The following is a 25739-nucleotide window of genomic DNA, read 5'->3' on the forward strand; positions in this document are numbered from 1 at the left end:
TCGCTGCTCTACGTCGCCCGCCCGCTGCTGATCTCCAGCGACCGGGAGAAGTCCTCCAGAGCGCGCAGCAGCAGGGTGGCCCCGTTGCGCACGAAGGAGTCGGAGGACGGTTCCGTACCGGCGTCCCGGGAAGCCAGCACCTCCCGGACGGGCCCCCAGTCCGGGACGCGCCGTTCCCGTACCGCCTTCGCTCCCGCCTCGGTGACCTGGCGCAGTACGCGGGCCAGGTCGGCCGCCTCGGGGACGGGGCCCGCGGACGCGGCCGGCAGATGGGCCTCCATGAGCATGGCCACCCTGCCGAACTGGGCGAGCGCGTCCTGCGCGTCGGACGCGGCGGTCCGGGAGATGCCCCGGTGGCGTACGGGCTCGTGCTGGGCGTTCTCCAGTGCCTCCTGCCAGGCGACGCGGGCCTCCCTGGTCGTCAGCAGCGCGGTGCGTACGTCGTCGAGGCTCCGGGATGCCGGATCGGCGTACCGGTCGAGGACCGTGGCCGCGTACCGTCCGTCCGTGACCAGCCAGTTGGCGAGCCTGTCGCGCAGCCTGGGCGTCTCCCAGGCCGGGTAGAGGGCGTACGCCGTCATCGCGAGCAGCCCTCCGACGAGAGTCAGCACGACGCGTTCCGGTACGGTCTGCGACCAGTCGTCGCCCCCCATGCCGAGCAGGAAGACGACGTAGGCGGACACGCAGACCTGGCCGACGGCGTACCCGGTGCGCATCAGCAGGTACATCAGCCCGGCGCTGATGACGGCGAGCAGGGCGGAGAGCCCAGCCGTCGGGTGGAAAGCCTGGACGATCCCGGTGGCGACGGCGACCCCGAGCACGGTGCCCAGGAAGCGGGCCACGGAGCGGGAGTACGTCTGGGTGAACTCCGGCCGCATCACCATGACCGCGGTCATCGGGGCCCAGTAGCCGTGGCCGAGCGGCAGGGCCGCCCCCAGCAGGTAGCCCACCGCGGTCACCGCCGAGACCCGGATCGCGTGGCGCAGGATCGTCGATCCCCGGCGCAGCTCTCGGCGCATGGACCGGTACACGACGGGGATCAGCCGCAGCAGGGTGGGGCGGCGGCGGTGCGGGACGAGGGGCTCACCGGGTGTCTTGTCGTCCGTACCGGTGCCCTCGGCGATCTCGATGACGTCGGCGAGGAGCGAGGCCAGCCGGTCGGCCGCCCGGCGGGGCGGTCCGACGAGGATCACCTCGGTGTCGGGGGACTTGAGCACGGAGAGCGCCGTCTCGTCCAGCCGTACCGGGTCACCGTGGCGCACCGCCCGCGCGGCCGAGTCCAGGAGCGATCCGGCGGCGCCGAGAAGCTCCCGTGCCCAGTAGCGTTCGGGCCCCTCCGCCGGCACACCCAGGGCGGGGTCGGCCAGCGAGGCGAGGACCGGGCGCAGCCGCTCGGCGACCCCGCGTGCTCCGTGCAGGTCCGCGGGGCGACTCCGGGCCTGACGGGGGGTGACGGCGGCGGCGTTGCGCGCGGTCATCAGCGGTACGGGGTCGAAGGGCGCGACCGGGTCATGGCGCAGTCTGCGGGCGTAGTCGGCCTCGGCGGCCAGGGCGTCGGCGAGCGCGTCGCGCTGGGCGCCCCATCTTCGGACCGGGAAGAGCACGATCAGCGCCGCCTGGACCAGCCCGCCGACGGCCATCATCCCGGCGTGCGCCGCGGCGTCGGCGACCGACGTGGGCAGGGTGATGGTGACCAGCATGATCGCGACGTTGGATCCGGCGATGATGCCGCCCGTGGGGCCCGCCGCCCAGGTCATCCCGGCGGCGAACGTCCAGAGGACCAGGAGGGCGAGGAACAACAGGGTGTGGGACACGGTGACGTAGCCGACGAACGTCGACACGGCCAGGCTGGCACCGGAGACCAGGGCGAGGACGGGCCGGGGGCGCCAGCTGCGCTGGAAGGTGGCGATGGCGGCCTGGAACGCGCCGAAGGCGGAGCCGGCCGCGATCACCGGGCCGAAGAGCGCGAGGCTCACGCCGACCACGAGAGCCAGCCCGGCTGCTCCGCGCACCGCGATGAGCGGTTCGAGACTCCGCCGCTCGATCGTCAGCCCCGAGCGGGCGGTCTCCTTCAGCGCCCGGAGCCAGCTCATGAGCCGAGCCTAGCCGGATTCACCGACAAGTCCGACTTGTGCCGCACTGGGCGAAGGGGGCCTTTCGGCGGGGGCGGCTGGGGGCTCTCGCCGGGGGCGGCCGAGGGCTTTCGGCGGGGGCGGCCGGGAGCGGCCCGGGTCTTCTGCCAGGAGCGGCCGGGAGCGGCCCGGGTCTTCTGCCAGGAGCGGCCGGGAGCGGCCCGGGTCTTCTGCCAGGAGCGGCCCGGGACTCTTGCCGGAAGCGGCCGGGGCAGGGGAACGGGGCCGGGGCGCCGCGTCAGGCGGGCGCCGTCGAGGAGTGCGCGGCGCCGGGGACGGGAGGGGCCCTACGGGCGGATGCGCGGCTTCCCGCCGCCCATCCTGGCCCGGTCGGCCGCCTCCGTGCCGTGCGTCCAGCCCTCGGCGTCCGTCACCCCGCGCAACCGGGTCGTGGTCGTCCGCGGGAACATCCGCTCCGCCGTGTCCGTCACCGCCACATCCCGGGCCGCCAGGACCGGCAGCAGGGCCCCGGCGCTCCCGGTCCGCCCTCCGCCGTCGCTCTCCTCGCCCGCCTCAGCAGTGACCCGGGCGGTGTCCGCCGCGAGACGGCTGCCCAGTCGCTGCGCGTACGCCATCAGGAAGGACTGCCGGAAGGTCTTCGTCCGCTTGCGCCCCCCGGCCCGCTGCCCGGCCTCCGCTTTCGTCATCGCGGCGGTGCCCTGCACCAGCAGGGAGGTGAAGAGCAGTTCCACGGCATCCAGATCGGGCTCGAAGCCCACGACCGTGGTGAAGCCGAGATCGCTGTTCCACACGGCGCGACAGCGGTTCGCCGAGGCGACGGAGTCGAGCAGCACCGCCTTCGCGCTCTCGTACGGTGCATCGACCCCGATCCGGACCGCGCCCGGCGTCCCGGCGCTGTGCGTACGGGCGGCGAGGAGCGCCTCGTCGATGCTGTGCCGGGCCATCAGCTCCTGGGCCTTGGTGGTCAGCGCCTCGGCCTCCTCCGGAAAACCCGTCGCCTCCGCCTTGGCGAGCAGCGCGCGGATCCTGGTGAGCATGCGGGGTTCGCCGGCCACCGGCGCCCGGTGCGGGGCGTCGGCGGCGGTGCCGGGGGGCGGCCCGACCGGCTCGATGACGGGGAGCCGCAACAGCAGCCGGTACAGCTCCAGGAGGGCCGAGGCGTACGTGAAGCGGTCGGGCCGGTTGCGCGGTGCAGGGGCGGGAAGCCCCGCGAGCTGGTCCGCCCAGCGGGGCGGGAGCGTCGCGTAGGCCCCGGTCTCGGCCGTGATCAGCGCGGAGACGAGCGCGGGCGCCGGCTCCTCCAGCTCGCGGCGGACGGCCCGTACGACGTCGGCCGGCTGCCAGCCGCGCGCCCAGGCCCGCCGCACGAACTCCTCACCCCGGCGGTGCAGCTCCTCGTCCGACGACGGGTCCGCCGCCAGGAGGGAGGCACCGGTGTCCAGGCCCGCGTCGCCTTCCGAGTACAGCGCCGCGGCACACGCCCGGTCGATCACCGATTCCATCGGGCCAGGGTAGGCGGCCAGCGGCCGGTCAGTGTTCCCCGGGGAGCAGGACGAGCTTGCCGCGCACATGTCCGGCCTCGCTCAGTTCCTGCGCCCGGGCCGCCTCGCGGAGCGCGAAGGTCCGCTCGACGGGGATCCGCAGCCCGCCGACCGCTGCCAGTTCCGCGTACTCCGCGAGCCGTCTGCCCTCCTCGGGACGGACTCCACCCCCCGCGGAGAAGGTCACGCCGTAGTGGGCGGCGTCCGGGTCCGCGATGGTCGAGACCCGCTCGGCCGTACCGCCGCGCAGCCGCACCGAGTCCTCCAGCGCGCCCCGGCCGGCCGCGTCGAACACCGCGTCCACCCCCTGCGGCGCGGCCTCCCGGACCCGTTCCACCAGCCCGTCCCCGTACGCCACCGGCACCGCGCCGAGCACCCGCAGGTAGTCGTGGTTGGCCGGGGAGGCGGTGCCGATGACGGTCGCGCCCCGGGCGGCGGCAAGCTGCACGGCGGCGGAACCCACCGCTCCGGAGGCCCCGTGCAACAGCAGCGTCTCGCCCTCGGCCACCGCCAGCTCGTCCAGCACCCGGGCGGCGGTCGCCGTGGCGACCGGCAGCGCGGCGGCCTCGGCCCAGCCCAGACCCTCCGGCTTCGGGGCGACGGCGCCCACGTCGGCCAGGACGTACTCCGCGTACGCACCGGTCGTGCTCCGGCCGAGGACCTCGTCGCCGACCGTGAACTCCGTGACGCCCTCGCCGGTCTCGTCGACGACACCGGCGAACTCGCTGCCGGGTGTAGCGGGCAGCGGGGTGGGGAACGCCGCCTCCATCCAACCGTTGCGGATCTTGTAATCGACCGGATTGACCCCTGCGGCCCTGACCGCCACCCGGATCTGGCCGGGGCCCGCGTGGACGTCGTCGACCTGGGCCGGGTGCAGCACGCCGGGGCCGCCGAACTCCTCGTACACGATCGCTTCCATCGCCGTCTCTCCTCCAGGCCGTGCTCGCGCGTGCCCGGCGCACCGTGCCGGGTGCTCCCCCACCGATACTCGCGGCAGTCGGACGTGGGCGCCCGGCGAGTCAGGGGCGCTGCCAGGGGGCGCGGGCGCGGGGCGTGCCGGGGGAGGTGTCGGTGCGAGGAGCGCCCAGCCGCCCCAGGTCCACCGGGGACGCTGCCGGAGCAAGGCGCGCCCAGCCGCCCCAGGTCCACCGGGGACGCTGCCGGAGCAAGGCGCGCCCAGCCGTCCCAGATCTGCCGGGCGCCGGGGACGCCGGCGGTGTGCGGCGAGCCCGGCATCGCGCGAGTCCAGGGTGGTGTCAGTGCCGGGTGCAAGACTCGGCTCATGACCGAACGCTGGGCTCTGGCCTCCGCCGAGACCGGTGGCGCACTCCTGGTGCCGCTGGCGCGCGACGGCCTGCCCGCGGGTCCCGTCCTGGCCGAACCGGACCTCGTCGAGTCCGTCCGCTCCCGCCCCGAGGTGGTCCGCTGGGTCTGGCGCTCCACGGCCGGGATCTATCCCCGGCTGCTCGCCGCGGGCGTCCGGGTCGAGAGGTGCTACGACATCGAGTGCGCCGAGCTGCTGCTGCTCGGCCACGAGGGCCGGCTCGGCGAGCCCCGCTCCGCCGCGGCGGCGTGGGCCCGGCTGCGCAACGCACCGGTGCCGCCCGATCCGCCGCCCCGCTCCGCCGAGCCAGGCTCCCAGTCGTCCCTCTTCGAGCCCCGCTCCGGCACCGACCTCCCGTTCGATGCGCTGCTCGAGGTGTACGCGGAGCAGCAGCGCCGCCACGACGCGGCGGAGCACCCCGGCAGGATGCGGCTGCTCACCGCCGCCGAATCGGCCGGCATGCTGGTCGCCGCCGAGATGAACAGGGCGGGCCTCCCCTGGCGGGCGGACGTTCACCGCGAGGTGCTGAACGGCCTGCTCGGCGAGCGGTACGCGGGCGGGGGCGAGCCCCGCCGCCTCGCCGAGGCCGCGGACGAGGTGTCGGCGGCCTTCGGCAGACGGGTGCGGCCCGATCTGCCGGCGGATGTCGTCAAGGCGTTCGCACAGGCCGGGATCAGGGTGAAGTCGACCCGGCAGTGGGAACTGCAGGAGCTCGATCACCCTGCGGTGGAGCCCCTCATCCGTTACAAGAAGCTGTACCGCGTCTGGACGGCGCACGGCTGGAGCTGGCTCCAGGACTGGGTGCGTGACGGCCGTTTCCGACCCGAGTACCAGCCGGGCGGCACGGTCAGCGGGCGGTGGACCACCAACGGGGGCGGGGCCCTCCAGATCCCCAAGGTGATACGCCAGGCGGTCGTCGCCGACGAGGGCTGGCGGCTGGTCGTGGCGGACGCCGACCAGATGGAGCCCCGCGTGCTGGCGGCGATCTCCCGCGACCGGGGGCTGATGGAGGTGGCCGGACACGAGGGCGACCTCTACAAGGCCCTGTCCGACCGGGCGTTCCACGGTGACCGCGATCACGCCAAGCTGGCCCTGCTGGGCGCGATCTACGGCCAGACCTCGGGCGACGGCCTGAAGAATCTCGCGGCGCTGCGGCGCCGGTTCCCGCATGCCGTCGCCTATGTCGACGACGCGGCGAAGGCCGGCGAGGAGGGCCGTCTCGTCCGCACCTGGCTGGGCCGCACGAGCCCGCCCGCGGCCGGGGCCGAGGAGGGGGACGAGGCGGGCATCCCGCAGGAGAGCGAGGAGCCCGCGTCCGAGGGGAGCACCTACGGCTTCACACCGGGCTACGCCTCGTCGAACGCCCGGGCGCGGGGCCGGTTCACCCGCAATTTCGTGGTCCAGGGCAGCGCAGCGGACTGGGCGCTGCTGCTCTTGGCCGCGCTGCGGCAGACACTGGCCGCCGGGGAGATGCGGGCGGAGCTGGTGTTCTTCCAGCACGACGAGGTGATCGTGCACTGTCCGGCCGGGGAAGCGCCCGCGGTGGTGGAGGCGATCAGGGAGGCCGGGGAGCTTGCGGGACGGGTCGCGTTCGGCGAGACGCCGGTGCGGTTCCCGTTCAGCACGGCGGTCGTCGAGCGCTATTCGGACGCCAAATAGCCCGACAAGGCGCCACGTAGCCCGGCAGGCCCCCGGACGCCCAAAGCCTGTCCGTACAGCAGGACACCCAGGTCAGGGGGCCGTGCCCGGCACACCCCGAGCGGTTCCCTGCCCGGGCGGCAGGCCGCTATAGGCTCCGGCCATGGCGACGCACGAGCACGAGATCACCGAGCCTGTCGACCTCTGCCTGCCCGACGGCACCCTGAACCCGGCAGCGGTCGGCTGGTCCAGGAAACCGCTGCACCGTGCCAATCTGCGCGGCTGGGGGCGGACCAAGCGGTGGGAGTACTGGTGCGTGACCACGCCCACCCATCTGGTCGCGCTGACCGTGAGCGACCTCGACTTCCTCGCGCTGAACTCGGTCTACACCCTCGAATACGGGCCTGGCGGGCGCGAGTTCGAGTGTTCCTCGCTGGTCCCGGCCGCCCGGGGGGTCAGCCTTCCGGACACCATCGCCGGGGCGCCGGGCTCCGAGGACGTGGTGGTCGGCCCCGCCCGGCCGACGGGCGGCAAGGTGCGTGTGGAGATCCGCGACGAGAACGCCGGCACCAGACTGCGGGCCCGCTGCCTCACCCCGGAGCGCCTGCCGTTGGAGGTCGACATCCTGGTGGCGCGGCCGGAGCGCCACGAGTCGCTCTCGGTGGTCGTGCCCTGGAGCGGTCAGCGCTTCCAGTACACCTCCAAGCACACGGCGCTCCCCGCGACCGGCCGGGTGCGGATCGGCCGCGAGATCCTGACGTTCGGTGGGGAGGGGACCGACGCCTGGGCCGTGCTGGACCACGGCAGGGGGCGCTGGCCGCGCACCGTCGACTGGAACTGGGGCGCCGCCTCCGGCCGTACGGACGGGCACACGGTCGGCCTCCAGTTCGGCGGGCGCTGGACCGAGGGCACCGGGGCCACCGAGAACGCCCTCTGCGTCGACGGCCGGCTCACCAAGATCGGTGAGGAGCTGGACTGGCAGTGGTCCGCCTCCGACCTGCTGGCACCCTGGACCGTCCGCGCGCCCTCGTCCGGCCAGGTGGATCTGACGTTCACCCCGTTCCACAAACGGTCCGTGCACACCGACGCAGGGCTGATCGCCAACCGCACCGACCAGTGCTTCGGCCACTACAGCGGACGGATCCGCACGGACGACGGCACCGAGATCACCGTGGACCAGCTGCTGGGCTGGGCCGAAGACGTCCACATGCGCTGGTGACTCCCCCGAGGGCAACGGCGCGGGTAGGTTTCCCCCATGCATATAGGCCCACTCCTGGGCTCGGGCCGCACCGCCGACGTGTACGCACTCGACGGCCCCTGGGTCCTGCGCCGCTACCGCGACGGCATCGACAGCACGGGTGAACTGGCAGTCATGTCGTACCTCTCGGCCTCGGGCTTCCCGGTTCCGCGCCTCGGCCCTCCCGCCGAGCCGGCGCGGCCCACGGACCTCGTGCTGCAGCGGCTGACCGGACCGACGCTGGCGGACGCCCTGCTGGCGGGCACGGTCACCGGCGCCGAGGGGGCGGACCTGCTCGCGCGGCTGCTGAGGGAGCTGCATGCGATACCCCCACGGCTCTCCCAGGACCCGGAGGACCGGATCCTGCACCTGGACCTGCACCCGGAGAACGTGATCCTGGCCCCGGAGGGCGCCATGGTGATCGACTGGCTGACGGCTTCCGAGGGGCCGCCCGCGCTGGACCGATCCATGTCCGCGCTGATCCTGGCCCAGGTGGCACTCTCCGCCGCCGGGGGCCCGGCCCGGGAACTGCTGGCGGCTCTCCTCTCCCGGTTCGCCGACGACGGCGGTGTACCGGCGGTGTCCCTGGCCCGTGCCACCGCCCTGCGCGCGGTGGACCCCCGGCTCACGGCGGAGGAGACCGCCGTGCTGGCGGACGCGGCCTCGCTGGTCGGCTCGCTCGCGGGCTGACCGCGCCGCTCACCGGCTGGACCAGGTCACTTCCGCAGGTAGGCCAGCACCGCGAGGACCCGGCGGTTCGTCGCGTCCGTCAGGGAGAGGTCGAGTTTGGTGAGGATGGAGCCGAAGTGCTTGCTCACCGTGCCCTCGCTGACCGTCAGCGCCTCGGCGACGGAGGCGTTGGACCGGCCCTCCGCCATCAGGGCCAGGACCTCCTGCTCACGAGCGGTGAGCCGGGACAGCGGATCGCGGCGGTGCCTCAGGAGCTGGCGCACCACTTCGGGATCGACGACGGTACCCCCCTCGGCGACCCACTGGAGCGCGTCGACGAACTCCTCCACCTTGCCGACGCGTTCCTTCAGCAGATAGCCCACCCCCGTCCCGTCGCAGGAGTCGAGCAGCTCCTCGGCGTACGCCCTCTGGACGTACTGACTGAGCACCAGGACCGGCAGCATGGGCCGGACTTCGCGCAGTGCCACGGCGGCACGCAGGCCCTCGTCGGAGAAGCCCGGTGGCATCCGGACGTCCGTCACCACGATGTCCGGGACGTGTTCCGCCACGGCGGCGGTGAGCTCCTCGGCGGTGCCGGTCGCGGCCACCACCTGGTGGCCGAACCTCTCCAGCAGACCGACGAGGCCCTCTCGCAGGAGCACGCTGTCCTCGGCCAGCACGATGCGCAGCATCCAACCCTCATTCGACCAGGTGGGCGGGGACCCGCGGTACGTCGAGCCGGAACACGGTCGGTCCCCCGGGCGGGCTGGACAGTAGCAGCCGGCCGTCCACCACGGAGAGCCGGTCGGCGACGCCCTGGAGTCCGGTGCCCCCGGCGGTGGCGGCGCCGCCGTCCCCGTCGTCCCGTACCTCGACGGTCAGCCTCCCCGCGTCGGCGCCGCCCGTCACCCACGCCCGGGTCGCCCCGCTGTGCTTGGCCACATTGGCGAGCGCCTCACAGACGGCGAAGTAGACGGCGGTCTCCACAGGCTGTGGAAGCCGGTCGGGGAGGTCGAGATCGACGTCCACGGGTACGGCCGAGCGGTCGGCCATGTCCTCGACCGCCGCTGCCAGGCCCCGGTCGGTGAGCACCTGGGGATGGATGCCTCTGATCAGCTCCCTGATCTCCACCAGCGCCTCCCCCGCCTCCTCGTGCGCCTTGGCCAGCAGACCGCCCAGCGGCTCGGCCGGATTCTCCAGCCTGGCCAGCCCCAGCGTCATCGAGAGGGCGACGAGCCGCTGCTGCGCCCCGTCGTGCAGGTCGCGTTCGATCCTGCGGCGCTCCGCCTCGAAGGCGTCCACCAGCCGCTTACGGGAACCGCTCAACTCCTCGATACGGGCGTCGAGTCCGCCCGGGTCCGACGACAGCAGCACCCGGGTCAGCGCGGCGCGCGCCACCGCCGCCCACCCCAGCGGATAGGCGAACAACGGCAGCAGCACCAGTCCGAGGAGTGCGGCGGCGAATGCCTCCGGATACGAATCGGCCAGACCGAGCTTCAGCACCCGCACCTCGTCACCACCCGTCACCGCGGCCATGACCAGAGGCGTCGCCAACAGCCCTCCGCAGACGGCGACTACGCCGCCGACGAGCAGCCCTTCGAGCGGCCACAGCACCCCGGCGAACAGCAGCGCGTAGCCGAACTCCCGCCAGGTGGCCCGCTCCCGGAGCCGGGTCCGCAACCACGCGGTCAGCCCTGGCCCTTCCGGGGCCCTGTGCGGGTCGCCGAGGGGCACGGGGTCGATCAGCCGCAGCCGGCGCCGCTCCACGGCCGCCACCGGGATGCCGATGAGGGCGAGCACCAACAGCAGGGGCAGGCCGACGAGTACGAGGGTGAGCGCGCCGCCCGCCGCCGCCAGCAGCAGGACGGTCACGAGCAGGGCCAGGCCGGCCGGGACGCTGCTCAGCAGATACAGCGCCGCGCGCCATGGCCAGCCGCCGAGCGGATAGCGGCGGTGGACGAGGGCCTGCCGCAGGGTGTGGGAGCTCATGGGCCGCACGGTAGACACCCCGGACGCGCGTCCACCACCCGGCGGGCGGGGGTACGGGGGTGGAGCTGGCTCCACCCCCAGGACTCTCCCTCGCTGCGATGTGGGCGGCGAGCGCGGCCGGTTGAGTGGTGCACATGAATCAGTCACCAGCAGCCGTCCGGCTCGACACCGTCACCAGGTCCTTCGGGAAGGCCGCCGACGCGGTCACGGCCCTGGACGGCGTCAGCCTCACCGTCCCCCGGGGCTCCTTCACCGCGATCATGGGGCCGTCCGGTTCGGGGAAGTCGACGCTCCTCCAGTGCACGGCCGGGCTCGACCGGCCCACCTCCGGCAGGGTGTTCCTCGGCGAGACGGACCTGACCGGGCTGAGCGAGCGGAAACTGACGCTGCTGCGCCGTGAGCGGATCGGATTCGTCTTCCAGGCCTTCAATCTGCTCCCCGCGCTCACCGCCGAGCAGAACGTGGCACTCCCCCTCCGGCTGGCGGGCCGCAGGCCCCGGCGGGCGGAGGTGCGTGCGGTACTGGAGCAGGTCGGCCTCGGCTCCCGGGCCGGCCACCGGCCCGCCGAACTCTCCGGTGGCCAGCAGCAACGCGTCGCCCTGGCACGTGCGCTGGTCACCCGCCCCGAGGTGCTCTTCGGTGACGAACCGACCGGAGCACTCGACTCCCGTACGGGACGGGAGGTCCTGGAGCTGCTGCGGTCGATGGCCGACAACGGCCGGACGGTCATCATGGTCACCCACGATCCGGTGGCGGCCTCCTACGCGGACCGCGTCGTGTTCCTGGCCGACGGATCGATACGGGACGAGCTGCTCGATCCGGCGGCCGAGCAGATCGCCGCGCTCATGACCTCCCTGGCGGTGGTCCCGTGCTGATCTCCGCCCTCCGCTCGATGCGGACCCGCTGGGTCACCTTCATCGGCTCGTTCGTCGCGCTCGCCCTGGGCGTCGGACTGATCGCCATGACGGGCCTGGCTCTGGCGGCCACGTTCGACGCCCCCCAGCGCGTCCCGGAACGATTCGCCGCGGTCCCCGTGGTGGTGGCGCCGTCGGACACCCTTCGGGTCGCCACCCCCGTCGGGGAGCGCACGGCGAAGCTCGCCGACCCGCGCCCGGTCCCCGCGAGCCTGGCCGCCGCGCTCGCCGGTCTGGGGCGTACTGCGGAGGACCGCACCTTCCCCGTGGGCCTGGCGGGGCAGCCCCGCACCGGGCACCCCTGGTCGGTCGCCGCCGCCACTCCGTACCGCCTCACCGCGGGCCGCGCTCCGGGCGCGGCCGGTGAGGTGGCCGTGACGGTCTCCGCCGGTGAGGGGCCGCGCCCCGGAGACCGGGTCCGGGTCACCACTCCCGGGGCCCTCGCCGGAACCGGGTCCCGCACGGTCGTGGGGACCGTGGCGGACGCCGGCTTCGAGAAGGCGGTGTTCTTCGCCGACGCGGAGGCCGCCCGCATCCACCCGGCCGTCGACGCGGTGGCTGTGCACGCCGACGCGAAGGCCGTACGGGCGCTGACCTCGCCGGTCCCCGGCATGAGCGTCCTCACCGGCGACGACAGGCAACGGGCCGACCCCGATCCCGACCGGGACGCCGAGGCCCTGACCGCCGTCAACGCGATGCTGGGCACGGCGGCCGGCATCACCGGATTCGTGTCGGTCTTCGTCGTCGCCTCGACGTTCTCCTTCGCGGTGGCCCAGCGCAGAAGGGAGTTCGGGCTGCTCCGCACGGCGGGCGCGACCCCGGGACAGGTGCGGCGCGCGGTCGTCGCGGAGGCGCTCGTGATCGGCGTACTGGCTTCGGCCGCCGGCTGTCTGCTGGGCAAGGCCGCCGCGCCCCTGCTGGCCGGCCGGCTGGTCGACGAGGGCCTGGCCCCGGCGTGGTTCGCCGTCGGGGACGCGACGTGGCCCCTGCACACCGCGTTCTGGACCGGCCTGTGCGTAGCGCTCGCCGGGGTGGTCGTGGCCGCGCACCGGGCAGGACGGGTCCGGCCCGTGGAGGCGCTCCGCGACGCGGCCGTGGACGAGGGCCGGATGCCGCCGAGCCGCGTCCTGCTGGGGGCGGCCGTGCTGCTGACCGGCCTCGCGCTGCTGGGCTGGGCCCTGCTGACCGACCCCGGGGACGTCCTCAAGCGGAAGACGTACATCCTGCAGCCGATGTGGATCACCGTCGGCTTCGCGCTGCTGGCGCCCCTGCTCGTGCGCCCGCTGACACGCCTGCTCACCTGGCTGCCCGCCCGGCTCCCGGGTGCCACCGGGCTGCTGGCCCGGCAGAACGCGTCCGCCACCGTCCGGCGCACCGCGGCGGTCGCAGCGCCGGTCCTGATCACCGTGGCCCTGGCGGGCTCGCTGCCCGGCACGGTGGCCACTCTCGACGAGGCCAAGGCGACCGAAGCGGCGGTCTCCTCGGCGGCGGACTACGTGGTGGGCGGGGACGGGCCGCTCGACCCGCGCTTCGTCCAACGCGTACGGAGCATTCCCGGCACCGTCACGAGCGCTTCCCGCTCCACCGGCGTCGTCGTCCTGGAGGAGGGCACCGCGCTCATCTCGTCGGAGGCGAGAGCGGCCGACCCCGCGGCGCTCGCAGCGACGGCCCGACTGCCCCTCGTCGCCGGACGGCTCGCCGATCTGGACGACAACTCCATCGTGGTCAACGAGGAGTGGGCGACCCGGACGGTGGGGCGGAGCGTCGACGTGTGGCTGGGCGACGGCCGCAGGGCCTCGCTCCGGATCGCGGCCGTGATGCGAACCGGCACCGGGAGCAACGGGGTGTACGTCACACCGGCCAACGCGGCCGGTGCCGCCGTCGACCGTATCGACGTCAAGCTCCGTGACGACGCTGACGCCACGGCGGTACGCGCTCTCCTGGAAGAGGCGGGGCAGGACACGGGCACCCGGGTCCTGACCAGGGACGCGTGGGTGGCGGCGCACTACACGCCCACCGGTGGCAACACCCGGACCGGCATGCTGCTCATCCTGGGCATCGCCCTGCTCTACACCGGCATCGCGCTGGCGAACACCCTGGTCATGGCCACATCGGACCGGGTACGCGACCTGGCGGTGCTCCGCCTCACCGGCGCCACGAACGCGCAGGTGCTCCGCCTCGTGGGGGTCGAGGCCCTGGTCGTGGTGGCGGTGGGAGCGGTCCTGGGAGCGGCGGTGGCAGGGCTGAACCTGCTGGGGGTGAAGGGAGCTCTGGGACTGCTCTCGGTGAGCTCGCCGGTGGTCGTGCCCTGGACAGCGCTCGGCGTGGTCCTGACCGCATGCGCCGTACTGGCCACGGTCTCCGCCGTACTGCCCGCGCTGGCGGCGCTGCGGACGAGGCCGATCGAGACGGCGGGCGCCCGCGAGTGAGCGGAGCACCGAGGGCCGAGGGCTGGGTACCGGGTTCTGGGGGCTGGGGCCGGGGGCCTGAGCCGTGAGCCGTGACCCAGGGGCCGTGAGCCGTGAGCCGTGAGCCGTGAGCCGTGACGAGGATGCCGAGCGGAGTGCTCAGAGGCCGCCCAGCACGTTGTCGACCAGGTCCACGACCCGGTACTTCACCTGGTGCCATCGGTTGCAGTACCGCTTCGGGCGCCACCAACGACCCTGCTTCATCGGCCGTTTGCACCACTTGCACGGCTTGCGCCGCAGCTTGACGTCCGGTCCCCCCATGCCCCGACCTTAGCGGCATCCGTCAGGCGCTGCCGGGCCGCACGGTGCGGACAGGCCGGGGACCGTCTCACCCGCCCGCGCCCGGCGGCGTCACCGCATCCAGGAAAAGCGATGGCCACGCATGCGGACTGCTGACTTGACCGGTTCCGGCGGTGGCTTCGGCCGGCCCATGGTCAGCCGACCGGCCCGCACGGCCGCGGTCACGCGCCGGGCAGCCGGAGGCAAGACCGTCACGGCCTTCCTCTCCCGCTGACACTGCCACGGGCAGCAAGACCCGCGGGTCAGATCACCGCAGAGCCAGCGAAAGTCCGAGGGACTGAACATGGAAACGACTGAGGTCTTTCCGGGGTGCATACGGGGCACCTGCGGCAGCAAGGCGGCGATCACTCGTGGCCGGCGCAAAGGCATCTGAGTGGGCTCCACTTGGCAACCGACGCCCTCCCTGCCACTTCACCCCGAACACGGCTGTCGGTCGGCACACCGGAACGGGAGGTGGCGAGACAGGCGTACCAGGGCCGTTCTCGCCACAGTGGAGTGCCAGCTTCCCTGGTAGATGGGCCCCGATCGCACCCAGGTTCAGCGTAGGGGCGCAGGGCGGAGGGAGAAGTAGTAGTCACCGACCGCCGACAGGTAGTCGGGATCACCTGTCTCGCTGTCGGTGGCGAACCGGGGAGCGGCCTTGATCTCCTCCCGGGACGGTGCGACCTTCACCGTCTGCGCCCTGGTGTCGATGGCGAGGACGGCACCGGCCGGGATGAGCACGCTCCTGCCGAACTTCCACACACCGGTGTCGACGACCAGGTGCTGCATGCCGGGCTGGTCCTGCTGCCGGTCCACGTGGCCGATGCTCCCGTCCGCGGCCTCCACGGTGAAGCCCACCAGCGACTGGCCGTGCGTATGACCGCTGTCCCGCGCAAAAATCCACATGCTCACAGAATCGGCCCTTCGTCCCGGCCAACCACCGCTGACGGCGGCCTGGTCTTCTACGACGGTCTCTTCCTTCCCTGCCACCCGCCGGGCAATCAGGCATGCGAGGCGACGGTCGGCTCGCGGACAGGCCACGTCGACAGCCGGCGGCGCAGGCTGACCGGTGACTTCCGCGGCCGCCAAGCCCTGCGGCGGAGGTGGCCATTGCGCGAAAAGCGTGCCAGGGCCGGTCGAAGGAAGTACGACAGCAGTATCCGGCGAGGTGAAGGACTCGTTCTGGCACATGCGACGAATGATCACGGGCCCGAATCGAGCCGCAGCGCAGCGGCCGGCAGTGGCAGGCGCAGAGCCGGCCCGACGATCCAACTCAGTCCAGGTCCTCGTCCGCGTCCTCCTCCATGCTCTCGTACCCGGAGTGCAAGAGCGCGAAGAAGCTGGGGTACCTGCTCGGGTCGCCGTACTTCGGTGCGAACTCGTAGGCGGCCCACTCGCCGTCCGGCCCGACGTCGGTCGGGTCGAGAAGCCAGAAGTCCTCTCCCCGGGCGATCTCGAGGGACCGGCGGACCAGCTGAACATCGTCCTCGTTGCCGGGTATCGAGGCATAGGTGTCGGTCACGCGGCCACCGGCCTCGCTGTCACGCATCCACACGACGTTTCCGCACGGATGGACACCGTCCACGTTGTCATCAAGGTGCGTCCACCCGTCGCTCGCCAGGAAGAATCCCCGCAGGCTCGGTGGAAACCGCACGCCAAGCCGCTCCTCGGATGCCGCCAGAGCCTCCTCCCCAGCAGCGGCTCCACCCAACCACGCCTCGATCCGGTCCCCTCGGTCCAGAGCCTCCAGCTGGTCATCATCAAGAAGATCGTCCAGCTCTTCCTCGTCGGCACGGACCTTGACATACAGCTCGCCGTATCGCTCCAGAAAGGCGCGCCACTGTTCCGGGGTGGTCAGCACGCCGGCAACTTCGGTGCCTACAGACTCAGTTGTATTGCTCATGCCGATCACGGTGCCATGTGGCCAGGACAATGCCGAGGGCCGCTGACCGTACTGTCCTCCGCGATCAGAACACCGGCGGGTTCTGCGACCAGATGCCATCAGCAGGTGCGCGTCTCGTCGGAGCCGAGGAGGCGCAGCAGCAGCCGGTACGGACATCGTCGACGAGTACGGCGGTGTCACCCTCGGTCCGTACGAGGAGGCCGAAGCCGACGAGTCGCGCAGTGGCCCACTCCGGGAAGCCCTGGTCTGCCGGCGCCGGTTCCGTACCTCTGGGCATTCCCGCGGCGGACGCCAACTGCCGTGTGCGACATCCAGCTCATGGTCGCCGACTTCGACGCAGACACAGCGTCTGACGGCTTGTCATGGCCCAGGGATGGAATGAGTGTCGGGAGGTCAGGCGTTGCTGATGCCACTCTCGGTCCCGAGCGCCCGCCGTTCGGTGATGTAGCGGTACAGGGCACCGAGCGCGGTGGCCTGGACCACGGCGCCGACGGGAATGCCAATCAGTCCCACGGGGCCGGCGAAGAGGAACACCATGGAGGTCGGTGCGGTGGCAAGGACTGCCCATAGCCCCGCGAAGCTGGCGTCTCCGGAGGAGGAAGCGGAGACGCCATTCACGATCGCCCACAGGCACACCGCGAGTACGACGCCCAGATATCCCAGAGCCAGTGGGTTGACCAGGTAGTGGCGGAGAGCCTTGGGCAACGAAAGAGAATTCTTGTCCTTGTCGGATCTCCTGGAGATGCCGGAATGCCCGGGGTGGTGGCTGATCTGCTGACGATCTGAACAATGCCCGTCAACCGACCTCCGCCACATGAGTAGTCATACTCATGTTCGTTTTCATTCTCCACCGCTGCAGGCCGGGTTTGAGCATGCAGGGGCGGTTGATGCGGGCGCCGAGACGCTCGCCGGGTCCACGTCCTGTCCGTCCTTCAGGGCGCCCTCGTTCCCTGAAGGCGCTGCACTTCCAGTCAGAACGGGTGGCTTCTCGTGGGGGTCCTGGGCCGTGACAGAGTCGGGGTCGTTCGGCAAGCCGGTCAAGTCCGCCCGGGTACGGCCCGGATGAGCCCGGGCAACAGCCCTCTACGCCTGACCACCCGGCCGTTTCGTCGCGTGTCGGTCCGGGGTGCGGCGCTGCCCGGCCCGAGGTTGACGGTTGGCTCGCAGTGACCCAACGCGTGGTGGCACTGATGCTGTTCACCGATCCCCACGCAGGTGCTCCGACCACCGACCCGCCGCCTCGCCGGGGACCTCCGTACGCGATGAGGGTCCGGCCGGAACACCCCGGCCGGACCCTCACCAATGCTCTGGCCGGCAGCTCGCGTCTGCCCGTCCCTCAGGCAGCCAGAGGAGCACCCAGCATCGCGGATGCCTGCTGCACCGGACTGAGAACCCGCTCGGGTGTGGGGGCCGGGGCCAGGTCGCGACAGGTGAAGCCGAGCTGGGTCATGGCCCGCAGGACTTCTCCTGCGCTGAAGTCGCGGCGGTCCTGGCGTGTGATGACCTGTCCGACCTGCTTGGCAGGGTAAGTGCGCCGGCCGATGATCACCGATTCACCGGAGGCATCCTCGGGCTTGATGCCCTTCATCGATTCCAGGACGCCGCTCCTGGTCAGGTCGAACGGGAAGCGGGCGATGACACAGCGCATGATGCCTCACAGGGAGAGAAACGACGATGGAGTGGTCCTGCAACGGATGGGACGGCTCAGCGGGCGCGGGCGAGTACGCCCAGGGCACTGCCGTGCTCGTCGACCACAGGCAGGGCATCTACGTCGCTGTAGCGCATCATCTGCCCGGCTTCGGCCATGGTGGTCACCGGTGAGGTGAACGGTGCCCGGTCGCCGAGGATGTCCCGCAGCTGGACCCTGTCCGAGTACGCCGAGCCCTCACGGACTGTTGCGAGCCGGGCGTGGGTGACCAGTCCGATGCACAAGCCGCTGACGTCGCAGACCAGCAGATGCCCCGTACGGGCACTGGCCATGACGGACAGGGCCACCTCGACGGTCATGTCGTCACAGACCTGTGGCCCGGCGGTGTCCATGGCGTCGGCCACCGTCCCGCCCGTGGCAGTGACATGCGTCGTGCGGGTCTGCATCTGGACGGGCGTCAAAAGGTGCCTCCTGCGGTGAGGGGTGAGTTTCCGGATCAGGGAGCTCTCAAGCTGCGGCGTCGAAGGAGGACTGATGCGCGGTCGCACGCCGTGCTGCGGAGGCGGAGCTGCGCCTGCCTCGTGAGGACGCGCTGCGCTGACGCCGTTCGACTACCGGCGCGGTGATCGTCACGGGAATGCCCGAAGGGGTCTGGGCGCCGGTGATGCGGCCGAGCGCCTCTTCGCCGGAGCGGACCTGGGTGGTCTGGGGCACGATGCCGGCGGCAGCCATGAGGCGGGTCATGTCGCGGCGCTGGTTGGGGGTGACGAGGGTGACGACGCTGCCGGACTCCCCCGCCCGGGCGGTTCGACCGCCGCGGTGGAGGTAGTCCTTGTGGTCGGTCGGCGGGTCGACGTTGACGACGAGGTCGAGGTTGTCGACGTGGATGCCGCGGGCGGCGACGTTCGTGGCCACGAGCACGGTGACGTGCCCGGTCTTGAACTGGGTCAGGGTCCGGGTGCGCTGGGACTGCGCCTTCCCGCCGTGCAGAGCCGCCGCCCGCACACCGCTGGCCAGCAGGTGGTCGGTGAGCTTGTCCACGGCCCGCTTGGTGTCCAGGAACATGATCACCCGGCCTTCGCGGGCCGCGATCTCGGTGGTCGTACGGTTCTTGTCCGCGCCGTGCACGTGGAGCACGTGGTGCTCCATCGTCGTGACCGCGCCGGCGGAGGGGTCGACGGAGTGGACGACCGGGTCACTGAGATAGCGGCGGACCAAGCGGTCGACGTTGCGGTCCAAAGTGGCGGAGAACAACATCCGCTGGCCTTCGGGGCGGACCTGGTCGAGAAGTTCGGTGACCTGGGGCATGAAGCCCATGTCGGCCATCTGGTCGGCCTCATCGAGGACGGTGATCGCGACGTGGTCGAGTCGGCAGTCACCACGGTCGATGAGGTCCTTGAGCCGGCCCGGCGTCGCCACGACCACCTCGGCACCACCGCGTAGCGCGTTGGCCTGCCTGCCGATCGACATTCCCCCGACCACGGTGGCCAGCCGCAGCCTGACCGAACGGGCGTACGGAGCCAGCGCATCGGTCACCTGCTGGGCCAGCTCGCGCGTCGGCACGAGAACCAGGGCCAGCGGCTGTCGCGGCTCGGCCCGCTGACCGGCGGTACGGGCCAGCAGGGCGAGGCCGAAGGCAAGGGTCTTGCCGGACCCGGTGCGCCCTCGACCCAGGGCATCACGGCCCGCGAGGGTGTTGGGCAGGGTAGCCCCCTGGATCGGGAACGGAACGCTCACTCCCTGTGCGGTCAGCGCCGCCAGCAACTGCTTCGGCATGTCGAGGTCGGCGAACGCCTCGACCGCGGGAAGCGCGGGAGTGACCGTGACCGGCAGAGCGAACTCGCCCTGGACCACGGCGAGCCGCCGCCCACTACCACCCGAGCGAACAGACCGGCCAGGACGGGCCGGGGCAGCCGACCGGGTCGCGGCGGTCGAGTTGAAGCGGCTGCCGCCACGACCGGAGTCGGCGGTACGGCTGCGTGCGCGGGAAGAGCGGTCGTTCGAACGGGTGGGGTTCATTCAGAACCTTCCTTGATACGGCACGCATCAAGGAATTCCCGCAGCGGAAGAACAGCGCAAGGAATCACAAGAACGGGCCGAGCGAAATACAGAAGTCAAATGCGGCCGGTGGGTCATCCCGGATCGGGATGCGGGCCATGAAATGAGTGGAGCCACAGGGGCGAGGAATCCGGCCCACCGGCGAGCGGAACTCCGAAGAAGTGAGCAGCGACTCTGCGGGCGACACTTCTGCCGCAGACGGCGCCGTGCCGGGAGTATGCCCGGAGCTGGGTCCCGCACCCCGAAGGATGCGGGACCCAGCTACGAAGTACGTGTCAGCGTCAGGCGAGAACGATGTTCTCGGCCGTGGGACCCTTCTGGCTCGATGCGATGTCGAAGGTGACCTTCTGGCCTTCGATCAGCTCTCGGAGATCATGAGCGGCAATGTTCGAGAAGTGGGCGAACACGTCAGCGCCGCCACCGTCCTGCTCGATGAAGCCGAAACCCTTGGCCGCGTTGAACCACTTCACAGTGCCTGACGCCATGTCATATCTCCTTCAGGGGCAGGTGCGCCGAGACCCGTGGGTACGGATCCCGCGTCGCCGTGATGATGCCCCGACCGGAGAGAGCCGGAAATAGAATGAAGCTCGCGCCGGCCAAAATGCCACGCAGAAGCCTGAAATCCTGGGAACCACAACTGCAACCGAGATCGACAGTAGCATGCCGTAATGATCCGCGTACGGCGAATAACTCCACTCTCTTTACCGCTCTAATAACACTCCCAGCGCGGGGCGCTACATCCTCATGCCGCGGCCATAGATATTGGCCCGCCCCGAGCACAGCGTTGCCGAAAAGACGCCCACTGCTCACAGCGCGAGAATGCCGACCACCCGACGCAGGTCAGCGCGTAGCCAGCCTGCCGAAGGGTAAGGGAAGCGGGCCTGGTAGAGCCCACCACAATCTGATCGATGCATCTCCGGGCTCCGCTGCCTCCGGATTCGGGCCCCTTGACCGTGTTGAAAACGACCGGCAGACACCGGCGCCGGCAGCCGACGGGCACCTGCGCGAGTAGGCAGCGGCACGACAGAGCGCTCGCGCCCAGGGCGAGAGCCCGCTTTCGGCATGACAACCACAGCGGAAGGCAGCCCTTGAGCGCAATCCCGGAAGGGGCGCCACCTGCCGGGCTCCCACCGGCCGCGATGGGCTTCAGGCGGCGGGTGGTGCGCTGGTCGGCTTGGCGCCTCGGTGGAGTTCGGCGTTGATGCGCTGGGCTTCTTCGAGCTGGTCCTCAAGGACGACGATGCGGCAGGCCGCCTCGATCGGAGTACCGGCGTCGACGAGCTCGCGGGCCCGGGCGGCGATACGGAGCTGGTAACGGGAGTAGCGGCGGTGGCCACCCGCGGAACGCAGGGGGGTGATGAGACGAGCCTCGCCGATGGCACGAAGGAATCCCTGCGTGGTGTTGAGCATCTCGGCGGCCCGCCCCATGGTGTAGGCGGGGTAGTCGTCGTCGTCGAGGCGGCCGAACGAGTCGTCTGCTGTCATCTGTACCTTCCTGTGGAACACGCGTCGGAGGGGCCCGGGTGCCATATGGCACCCGGGCCCCGAAGGAACTGCTACACCATCAGCCGGCCTTGATCGGCTACGCCGGCTCTGTGTTTCCGCATACCTGCCGGGAAGAGGCCCGGGGGCTGCGGGGATCGCGGTTGCTTGACCGGGGACCACCTCACTATCGATGTCCTGCGGTACCCGGGCACATGTCGTTCGCCCGGGCGATCCTGATGGCGCTCAACTCCTCCGTTCTTTCCCTCTGCACCAACTACTTCCTTACTGCTGGTGGCCTCTCCCAGCGCCACTTCCGGCAGCCGGCCCCGTCGCCCGTCCTGCATCTGCTCCGACTCAGAACCCCACTGCCGAACCTCCCGGTGCGCGCGCCGCAGTCTGACGCCATTCACCGAGGAACCGCTGGTACCGCGACTGCACCTACCTGTTACGGCACTGCTGACGGCAGCCCCTGAAAACCGCGGGCCACCCGGTCCGGTCGCCAGCCCCGTCGCCATCCTGCGAAAACCCCGGCTCCGGAACTCCACCACCGCACCGACCTGCACACTGCCACTACTGGGTACTACTGCCTGGCAGTTCATCTCTGCCACGTGCTGCTGTCCTTCTTGGCTACGAGAAAAACCATAACTACCTCGCACGCCAATGTCTACCTTGACCGGAACAGATTTTCAGATGCTCGCCAGGAAGACTCTCTACCCGAACCACAGGCGGTGCACCGGAAGGCCTTCCCGGCCCGAGCCTGGAGCAACTGACCAGGAACGCCACCCGAGGACTTCCCCGGCTGCGCCGCCGACCCGGTGGAGACGCCGCACAGTCGGGGCGGACACAGGTGAAACGCGGCCGGCCGCGGCACAGCGCTCTGGCAGACCGGCCGCCGACACTCCTCAGCACCATGTTCACCGCCATCACCGACGCCAACGCCGAGATCCTGGAGCAGAACACCCAGGGGCGTGTCGCGGTCGAGGAGTTGGCGCAGTCCCCTGGAAGGGTGCGGCAAGCCGTGCCCGCCGCATGGCCATGAAGGCGGCGATCGACCCGGTGCGCGATCCAGCAGGGCGGAGCCCCCTCCTGGCTGGCCGGGCACATTCCGCAGCCCCGGAACACGCCCGCGGCAAGCGGCGCGGGTACGGGTACGGCCGCCGGTACAGGGTTTGCCCGCCGGCGCCCCACAGACATCCTCGCTGGTGTGTTCGCGCTGACCGGATCGGCAGCACCGGCCGCACTGACGGCCATCAGCATGCTGCCGACCGGCTACGTGGGCGCCGTTCAGCTGGGAGCTCTGCTCCTGTCTGGCGGGGCCCTCCACGCCACCCGACGCTCTCGCCCCGAAGCTCAGGCTTCGAAGGCCCGAATAGTGGTGCTCCAGCAGCAGGTGGACGCATGGGCGGACTCGGTGGCAGCGGCGCAGAAGATCCACCAGGAGATCGAAGCCCTGAACGCCGCCAGCGCGAGCCGGGACACGCAGATCAGCCAGCAGATCAAGAGCCTGCAGACCGAGCTGCGCGACGAGCAGTCGCGGATCACCGTCACGCTCAACAAGGAAACCGGCAATCTCAGAACAAAGCTGAGCGGTCTGACCAGCAAGGAACAGAATCAGCTGGACGCCGCGCTGGCGTCGACGGTCAGGACGCACGTCCAGGACAGACTCCGCCGGCCGTCCATCCAGGACGTCAAGAAGCTCTCCAACATGGGCAGCGGGACGGTCACGAACCTGACCGCCGCCGGTATCCACACAGCCGCCGACCTCACCCGGGTCCGGTACGTACAGGGCAGCAGATACGGCAACCGGGACGCGTACCTCATCCGCTCCAACGGACATCAGGTCAAGATCCCAGGCGTCGGCGAGGTCCGAGCAGCGGCGCTCGAAAGCTGGCGGACCTCGCTGGAGCAGCGGGCCCGAAAGTCGGCTCCCACCAGCGTAGGCGTCCAGGAACGGGCCGCGATCCGACAACAGTTCGCTGCTCAGAAGAAGAGATACGAAGCGGAAATCACGCAGGCCGAGCACGCGGCCCGTCACAAACGTGACCAGCTTCAGCAGCGGATCACCACCCGTCTACAGCAGGCCAACACGGAGAAGCAGCAGCACCAGGGGGCCACCAGCAGCAGCGCGCGGTGCTGCTTCAGCGCCAGGCTCAACTCACCGACGCCACCACCACGCACGGCCTGCTGGTCACCCAGCTCGCCACGGCGGGCGCGGCGCACCGCCGCACCTTTGGCCTGCGCCGCTACCTCCGCTTCGTCGCAACAGGCCGCTGACCGGCCACCCCCCACGGAAGGGCCACACTCATGCCGGCCGCCGACATCGACATCAAGATCATGTCGGACACGCCCGGGCACAGCGACACCCGGATCACGCGCGACATCTACCAGAGCGTGCTCCCCCACGTCGGCAAGACCGCCGCCGAGGCCACCGCGAAGCTCGTCCCCCTCCAGCGAAAGGCTGACCAAGAAGAGCAGGCCAGCGAGGCTGCCAAGGGAGCGAAGAAGGCCGAGAAGGCGAAGGGCAAGGTCAAGAAGGCCGCGAAGAAGGGCTGACGGCCGCTCCGCTCACGCAGGCACTTCCACGGCATCCCCGTCGTGCGGCTCGGCATGCCCCGGGCATGAAAAAGCCCCAGGTCACGGCGAGTGAGTCCTGGGGCTGATCCGAGCCGCCTTCGGGATTCGAACCCGAGACCTACGCATTACGAGTGCGTTGCTCTGGCCAACTGAGCTAAGGCGGCGCGCCCTGGCGCACCATGGTGCGGCAGCAGCGACGCCAAGTCTACACAGTTTCCGGGGGTGCTCCGCACCGCCCGCCCTCGTCGGCGTATCCGCAGGTCAGCTGCACTTCTTGCCGTTCTTGGGCGGTGTGCCCTCCAGCAGGTAGGTGTTGATCGCGGTGTCGATGCAGTCGCTTCCCCGGCCGTACGCGGTGTGCCCGTCCCCCTCATAGGTGAGAAGGGTGCCGGAGGAGAGCTGGCCGGCGAGGGACTCGGCCCACTTGTAGGGAGTGGCCGGGTCGCGGGTGGTTCCGACCACGACGATCGGGGCGGCGCCCGCCGCTTCCGTGCTGCGCGGGGTGCCGGTGGCCTCGACGGGCCAGGAGCCGCAGTTGAGAGCGGCCCAGGCGAAACCCCTGCCGAAGACCGGAGAGGCCTTCTCGAAGTCGGGGATCGCCTTCTCCACCGCCGAGGGGTCCGCGAAGGCGGGGGCGAGGTCGAGGCAGTTCACGGCGGCATTGGCGAACATCAGATTGGCGTACTTGCCGCTCGGCTCGCGCTCGTAGTAGCTGTCGGCCAGCGCGAGCAGGCCGGACCCGTCACCACGCTGCGCACTGTCGATGGCCTCTCGGAGCTGCGGCCATGCGGCCTCGTCGTACATGGCGGCGATCACCCCTGTGGTCGCCAGGGACTCCGTCAGCTGCCTGGTTTCACCGGTCTTCACCGGTGCGGAGTCCAGATCGGTGAACAGCTTCTTCAGCGCCGTCGCCGCATCGGAGGTGTTCGTGGTGCCGAGCGGGCAGTCGGCCTGCTTCACGCAGTCGGCGGCGAAGGACTGGAACGCCGCCTCGAAGCCGGCGGTCTGGTCGCGGTTGATGTCGATCGCGGGGAGCGAGGGGTCCATCGCTCCGTCCAGGACCAGACGGCCCACCCGCGCGGGGAAGAGGTCGGCGTACGTCGCACCGAGGAAGGTGCCGTACGAAGCACCCACGTAGTGCAGCTTCTCGTCACCGAGGAGAGCCCGCAGGATGTCCATGTCACGCGCCGTCTCGACCGTGGACACGTGCGGGAGGATCTTGCTCGAACGCTTCTCGCACCCGTTCGCGAACGTGTCGAAGGCCTTGCTCAGCGCGTTGACCTCACCCTTGTCGTCGGGGGTCTGGTCCACCTGTGTGTAGGCGTCCATCTCCTTGCCGGTCAGGCACCTGACCGGTTCGCTGCGGGCCACCCCGCGGGGATCGACGGCCACCATGTCGTACCGGGCGCGGACGGGGGCGGGGTAGCCGATGGCCGCGTACCCCTGGAGGTAGTCGACGGCCGAGCCGCCGGGCCCGCCGGGGTTCACCAGGAGCGAGCCGATCCGCCTCCCGGGGCCCGTGGCCTTCTTGCGGGAGACGGCCAGCTTCACGTCACCGTCGTCGGGCTTCGCGTAGTCCAGCGGGGCCTTCATCGTGGCGCACTGGAAGCCCTCCACCCCGCAGTCCCGCCAGCGCAGCTTCTGGCCGTAATACGGTTCCAGCTCCTCGGCGACGGCCGAACCCGTCGCCGAGGCGCTGGGGGCGGAACTGCCGCTGCTGCAGCCCGAGACGAGAAGGCCGGCAGTGCCGAGCGCGGTGGCGAACGTACGGAGCAGGCGCCTGGAGTCCATCCCCGGAGCGTAGCCCCCGGGTGACGAGTCGACCGATTCCCTCCCCGTACGGGTGAATTCACTCCTCCTGGCGGCCCACGAGCCACCCGTGCTGCGGCCGAGGCCCTTCACAGACGCTCCCCACA

General features: G+C 71.2%; 24 protein-coding genes and 1 tRNA gene. 8 read left to right on the forward strand and 17 right to left on the reverse strand.

All coding sequences use genetic code 11. The annotated features are described in order from the left end of the window. Positions 1-8: 8 nt before the first annotated feature. The 3 genes from ACFYQ6_RS30895 to ACFYQ6_RS30905 form a co-directional block, all read right to left on the reverse strand. The gene (locus ACFYQ6_RS30895; RefSeq protein WP_361579581.1) at positions 9-2093 is read right to left on the reverse strand and encodes an FUSC family protein; all 2085 of its coding nucleotides are present in this window, start codon (positions 2091-2093) and stop codon (positions 9-11) included. A gap of 326 nt (positions 2094-2419) precedes the next feature. Next, complete coding sequence (locus tag ACFYQ6_RS30900; protein WP_388766096.1) at positions 2420-3595, reverse strand: DUF2786 domain-containing protein; 1176 nt, start codon at positions 3593-3595, stop codon at positions 2420-2422. Positions 3596-3623: 28 nt separating this feature from the next. After that, positions 3624-4553 carry an NADP-dependent oxidoreductase gene (locus ACFYQ6_RS30905; RefSeq protein WP_361579585.1) on the reverse strand — a complete coding sequence of 310 codons (930 nt, stop codon included), beginning with the start codon at positions 4551-4553 and terminating at the stop codon, positions 3624-3626. A gap of 363 nt (positions 4554-4916) precedes the next feature. Here ACFYQ6_RS30905 and ACFYQ6_RS30910 point away from each other — a divergent pair, with 363 nt between their 5' ends. The 3 genes from ACFYQ6_RS30910 to ACFYQ6_RS30920 all read left to right on the forward strand — a co-directional run bounded on the left by ACFYQ6_RS30910 (position 4917) and on the right by ACFYQ6_RS30920 (position 8523). Then, positions 4917-6617 carry a bifunctional 3'-5' exonuclease/DNA polymerase gene (locus ACFYQ6_RS30910; RefSeq protein ID WP_361579587.1) on the forward strand — a complete coding sequence of 567 codons (1701 nt, stop codon included), beginning with the start codon at positions 4917-4919 and terminating at the stop codon, positions 6615-6617. Positions 6618-6759: 142 nt separating this feature from the next. Next, the gene (locus ACFYQ6_RS30915) at positions 6760-7815 is read left to right on the forward strand and encodes a DUF2804 domain-containing protein (RefSeq protein WP_361579589.1); all 1056 of its coding nucleotides are present in this window, start codon (positions 6760-6762) and stop codon (positions 7813-7815) included. Between the two features lie 36 nt (positions 7816-7851). Further along, a complete protein-coding gene (locus tag ACFYQ6_RS30920; protein ID WP_388766099.1) occupies positions 7852-8523 on the forward strand; it encodes a phosphotransferase in 672 nt (223 codons plus the stop codon). A gap of 26 nt (positions 8524-8549) precedes the next feature. Here ACFYQ6_RS30920 and ACFYQ6_RS30925 read toward each other — a convergent pair whose 3' ends face one another. Together ACFYQ6_RS30925 and ACFYQ6_RS30930 are read right to left on the reverse strand one after the other, a co-directional pair. After that, on the reverse strand, positions 8550-9194 hold the full coding sequence (locus ACFYQ6_RS30925; RefSeq protein WP_388766101.1) for a LuxR C-terminal-related transcriptional regulator: 645 nt from the start codon (positions 9192-9194) through the stop codon (positions 8550-8552). Between the two features lie 7 nt (positions 9195-9201). Then, complete coding sequence (locus tag ACFYQ6_RS30930) at positions 9202-10491, reverse strand: sensor histidine kinase (protein ID WP_388766103.1); 1290 nt, start codon at positions 10489-10491, stop codon at positions 9202-9204. Positions 10492-10625: 134 nt separating this feature from the next. Between ACFYQ6_RS30930 and ACFYQ6_RS30935 the strand changes: the two genes are divergently transcribed. Continuing rightward, positions 10626-11366 carry an ABC transporter ATP-binding protein gene (locus tag ACFYQ6_RS30935; protein WP_361579597.1) on the forward strand — a complete coding sequence of 247 codons (741 nt, stop codon included), beginning with the start codon at positions 10626-10628 and terminating at the stop codon, positions 11364-11366. Next, positions 11360-13834 (forward strand): ABC transporter permease, encoded by a 2475-nt coding sequence (locus ACFYQ6_RS30940; protein WP_388766105.1) that lies wholly within the window; start codon positions 11360-11362, stop codon positions 13832-13834. Before ACFYQ6_RS30935 ends, ACFYQ6_RS30940 begins: the two co-directional genes overlap by 7 nt. Positions 13835-13972: 138 nt before the next feature. On the opposite strand, the gene ACFYQ6_RS30945 is transcribed toward ACFYQ6_RS30940, so the two are convergent. The 9 genes from ACFYQ6_RS30945 to ACFYQ6_RS30985 form a co-directional block, all read right to left on the reverse strand. Continuing rightward, complete coding sequence (locus tag ACFYQ6_RS30945) at positions 13973-14134, reverse strand: hypothetical protein (protein WP_361579601.1); 162 nt, start codon at positions 14132-14134, stop codon at positions 13973-13975. Positions 14135-14710: 576 nt separating this feature from the next. Continuing rightward, positions 14711-15061, reverse strand: coding sequence for a PRC-barrel domain containing protein (locus tag ACFYQ6_RS30950; RefSeq protein ID WP_388766108.1), 351 nt, complete (start codon positions 15059-15061; stop codon positions 14711-14713). Positions 15062-15428: 367 nt separating this feature from the next. Continuing rightward, positions 15429-16067 (reverse strand): SMI1/KNR4 family protein, encoded by a 639-nt coding sequence (locus ACFYQ6_RS30955; protein ID WP_361579606.1) that lies wholly within the window; start codon positions 16065-16067, stop codon positions 15429-15431. A 384-nt stretch (positions 16068-16451) separates the two neighbouring features. Continuing rightward, a complete protein-coding gene (locus ACFYQ6_RS30960; protein ID WP_361579608.1) occupies positions 16452-16763 on the reverse strand; it encodes an SCO4225 family membrane protein in 312 nt (103 codons plus the stop codon). A gap of 631 nt (positions 16764-17394) precedes the next feature. Then, positions 17395-17706 (reverse strand): SCO5918 family protein, encoded by a 312-nt coding sequence (locus ACFYQ6_RS30965; protein ID WP_361579610.1) that lies wholly within the window; start codon positions 17704-17706, stop codon positions 17395-17397. 56 nt (positions 17707-17762) lie between these two features. Then, positions 17763-18167, reverse strand: a complete 405-nt coding sequence (locus ACFYQ6_RS30970; protein WP_361579612.1) for a CBS domain-containing protein — start codon at positions 18165-18167, stop codon at positions 17763-17765. A 46-nt stretch (positions 18168-18213) separates the two neighbouring features. Then, the gene (locus tag ACFYQ6_RS30975) at positions 18214-19725 is read right to left on the reverse strand and encodes a DEAD/DEAH box helicase (RefSeq protein WP_388766112.1); all 1512 of its coding nucleotides are present in this window, start codon (positions 19723-19725) and stop codon (positions 18214-18216) included. Between the two features lie 320 nt (positions 19726-20045). Then, complete coding sequence (locus tag ACFYQ6_RS30980; protein WP_361579616.1) at positions 20046-20249, reverse strand: cold-shock protein; 204 nt, start codon at positions 20247-20249, stop codon at positions 20046-20048. 661 nt (positions 20250-20910) lie between these two features. Continuing rightward, positions 20911-21249 (reverse strand): MerR family transcriptional regulator, encoded by a 339-nt coding sequence (locus ACFYQ6_RS30985; protein WP_361579618.1) that lies wholly within the window; start codon positions 21247-21249, stop codon positions 20911-20913. A 910-nt stretch (positions 21250-22159) separates the two neighbouring features. On the opposite strand from ACFYQ6_RS30985, the gene ACFYQ6_RS30990 reads away from it, so the two are divergent. Continuing rightward, the gene (locus ACFYQ6_RS30990) at positions 22160-22288 is read left to right on the forward strand and encodes a hypothetical protein (RefSeq protein ID WP_361579882.1); all 129 of its coding nucleotides are present in this window, start codon (positions 22160-22162) and stop codon (positions 22286-22288) included. Between the two features lie 311 nt (positions 22289-22599). Here the strand turns inward: ACFYQ6_RS30990 and ACFYQ6_RS30995 are convergent, their stop codons facing one another. After that, on the reverse strand, positions 22600-22797 hold the full coding sequence (locus ACFYQ6_RS30995; protein ID WP_361579884.1) for a hypothetical protein: 198 nt from the start codon (positions 22795-22797) through the stop codon (positions 22600-22602). Between the two features lie 582 nt (positions 22798-23379). Between ACFYQ6_RS30995 and ACFYQ6_RS31000 the strand changes: the two genes are divergently transcribed. Both ACFYQ6_RS31000 and ACFYQ6_RS31005 read left to right on the forward strand, forming a co-directional pair. Beyond that, positions 23380-23523, forward strand: coding sequence for a hypothetical protein (locus ACFYQ6_RS31000; RefSeq protein ID WP_361579620.1), 144 nt, complete (start codon positions 23380-23382; stop codon positions 23521-23523). Between the two features lie 30 nt (positions 23524-23553). Continuing rightward, positions 23554-23802: an integrase gene (locus ACFYQ6_RS31005; RefSeq protein WP_388766118.1), complete on the forward strand. Its 249-nt coding sequence runs from the start codon at positions 23554-23556 to the stop codon at positions 23800-23802. A gap of 111 nt (positions 23803-23913) precedes the next feature. On the opposite strand, the gene ACFYQ6_RS31010 is transcribed toward ACFYQ6_RS31005, so the two are convergent. Both ACFYQ6_RS31010 and ACFYQ6_RS31015 read right to left on the reverse strand, forming a co-directional pair. Further along, positions 23914-23987, reverse strand: a tRNA-Thr gene (locus tag ACFYQ6_RS31010). A 97-nt stretch (positions 23988-24084) separates the two neighbouring features. Beyond that, positions 24085-25614: an alpha/beta hydrolase gene (locus ACFYQ6_RS31015; protein WP_388766120.1), complete on the reverse strand. Its 1530-nt coding sequence runs from the start codon at positions 25612-25614 to the stop codon at positions 24085-24087. Positions 25615-25739: the final 125 nt, after the last annotated feature.

It is taken from the genome of Streptomyces sp. NPDC005494, assembly GCF_042872025.1.
Taxonomy (GTDB): Bacteria; Actinomycetota; Actinomycetes; order Streptomycetales; family Streptomycetaceae; genus Streptomyces.

Coding starts and splice junctions, on each gene's coding strand:
- ACFYQ6_RS30945 (WP_361579601.1), bottom strand. CDS start 14,134: ATGGGGGGACCGGACGTCAAGCTGCGGCGCAAGCCGTGCAAGTGGTGC.
- ACFYQ6_RS30920 (WP_388766099.1), top strand. CDS start 7,852: ATGCATATAGGCCCACTCCTGGGCTCGGGCCGCACCGCCGACGTGTAC.
- ACFYQ6_RS30930 (WP_388766103.1), bottom strand. CDS start 10,491: ATGAGCTCCCACACCCTGCGGCAGGCCCTCGTCCACCGCCGCTATCCG.
- ACFYQ6_RS30900 (WP_388766096.1), bottom strand. CDS start 3,595: ATGGAATCGGTGATCGACCGGGCGTGTGCCGCGGCGCTGTACTCGGAA.
- ACFYQ6_RS30950 (WP_388766108.1), bottom strand. CDS start 15,061: ATGTGGATTTTTGCGCGGGACAGCGGTCATACGCACGGCCAGTCGCTG.
- ACFYQ6_RS30965 (WP_361579610.1), bottom strand. CDS start 17,706: ATGCGCTGTGTCATCGCCCGCTTCCCGTTCGACCTGACCAGGAGCGGC.
- ACFYQ6_RS30980 (WP_361579616.1), bottom strand. CDS start 20,249: ATGGCGTCAGGCACTGTGAAGTGGTTCAACGCGGCCAAGGGTTTCGGC.
- ACFYQ6_RS30915 (WP_361579589.1), top strand. CDS start 6,760: ATGGCGACGCACGAGCACGAGATCACCGAGCCTGTCGACCTCTGCCTG.
- ACFYQ6_RS30975 (WP_388766112.1), bottom strand. CDS start 19,725: ATGAACCCCACCCGTTCGAACGACCGCTCTTCCCGCGCACGCAGCCGT.
- ACFYQ6_RS31005 (WP_388766118.1), top strand. CDS start 23,554: ATGCCGGCCGCCGACATCGACATCAAGATCATGTCGGACACGCCCGGG.
- ACFYQ6_RS30895 (WP_361579581.1), bottom strand. CDS start 2,093: ATGAGCTGGCTCCGGGCGCTGAAGGAGACCGCCCGCTCGGGGCTGACG.
- ACFYQ6_RS30910 (WP_361579587.1), top strand. CDS start 4,917: ATGACCGAACGCTGGGCTCTGGCCTCCGCCGAGACCGGTGGCGCACTC.
- ACFYQ6_RS30990 (WP_361579882.1), top strand. CDS start 22,160: ATGTTCACCGCCATCACCGACGCCAACGCCGAGATCCTGGAGCAGAAC.
- ACFYQ6_RS30935 (WP_361579597.1), top strand. CDS start 10,626: ATGAATCAGTCACCAGCAGCCGTCCGGCTCGACACCGTCACCAGGTCC.
- ACFYQ6_RS30985 (WP_361579618.1), bottom strand. CDS start 21,249: ATGACAGCAGACGACTCGTTCGGCCGCCTCGACGACGACGACTACCCC.
- ACFYQ6_RS31015 (WP_388766120.1), bottom strand. CDS start 25,614: ATGGACTCCAGGCGCCTGCTCCGTACGTTCGCCACCGCGCTCGGCACT.
- ACFYQ6_RS30905 (WP_361579585.1), bottom strand. CDS start 4,553: ATGGAAGCGATCGTGTACGAGGAGTTCGGCGGCCCCGGCGTGCTGCAC.
- ACFYQ6_RS30925 (WP_388766101.1), bottom strand. CDS start 9,194: ATGCTGCGCATCGTGCTGGCCGAGGACAGCGTGCTCCTGCGAGAGGGC.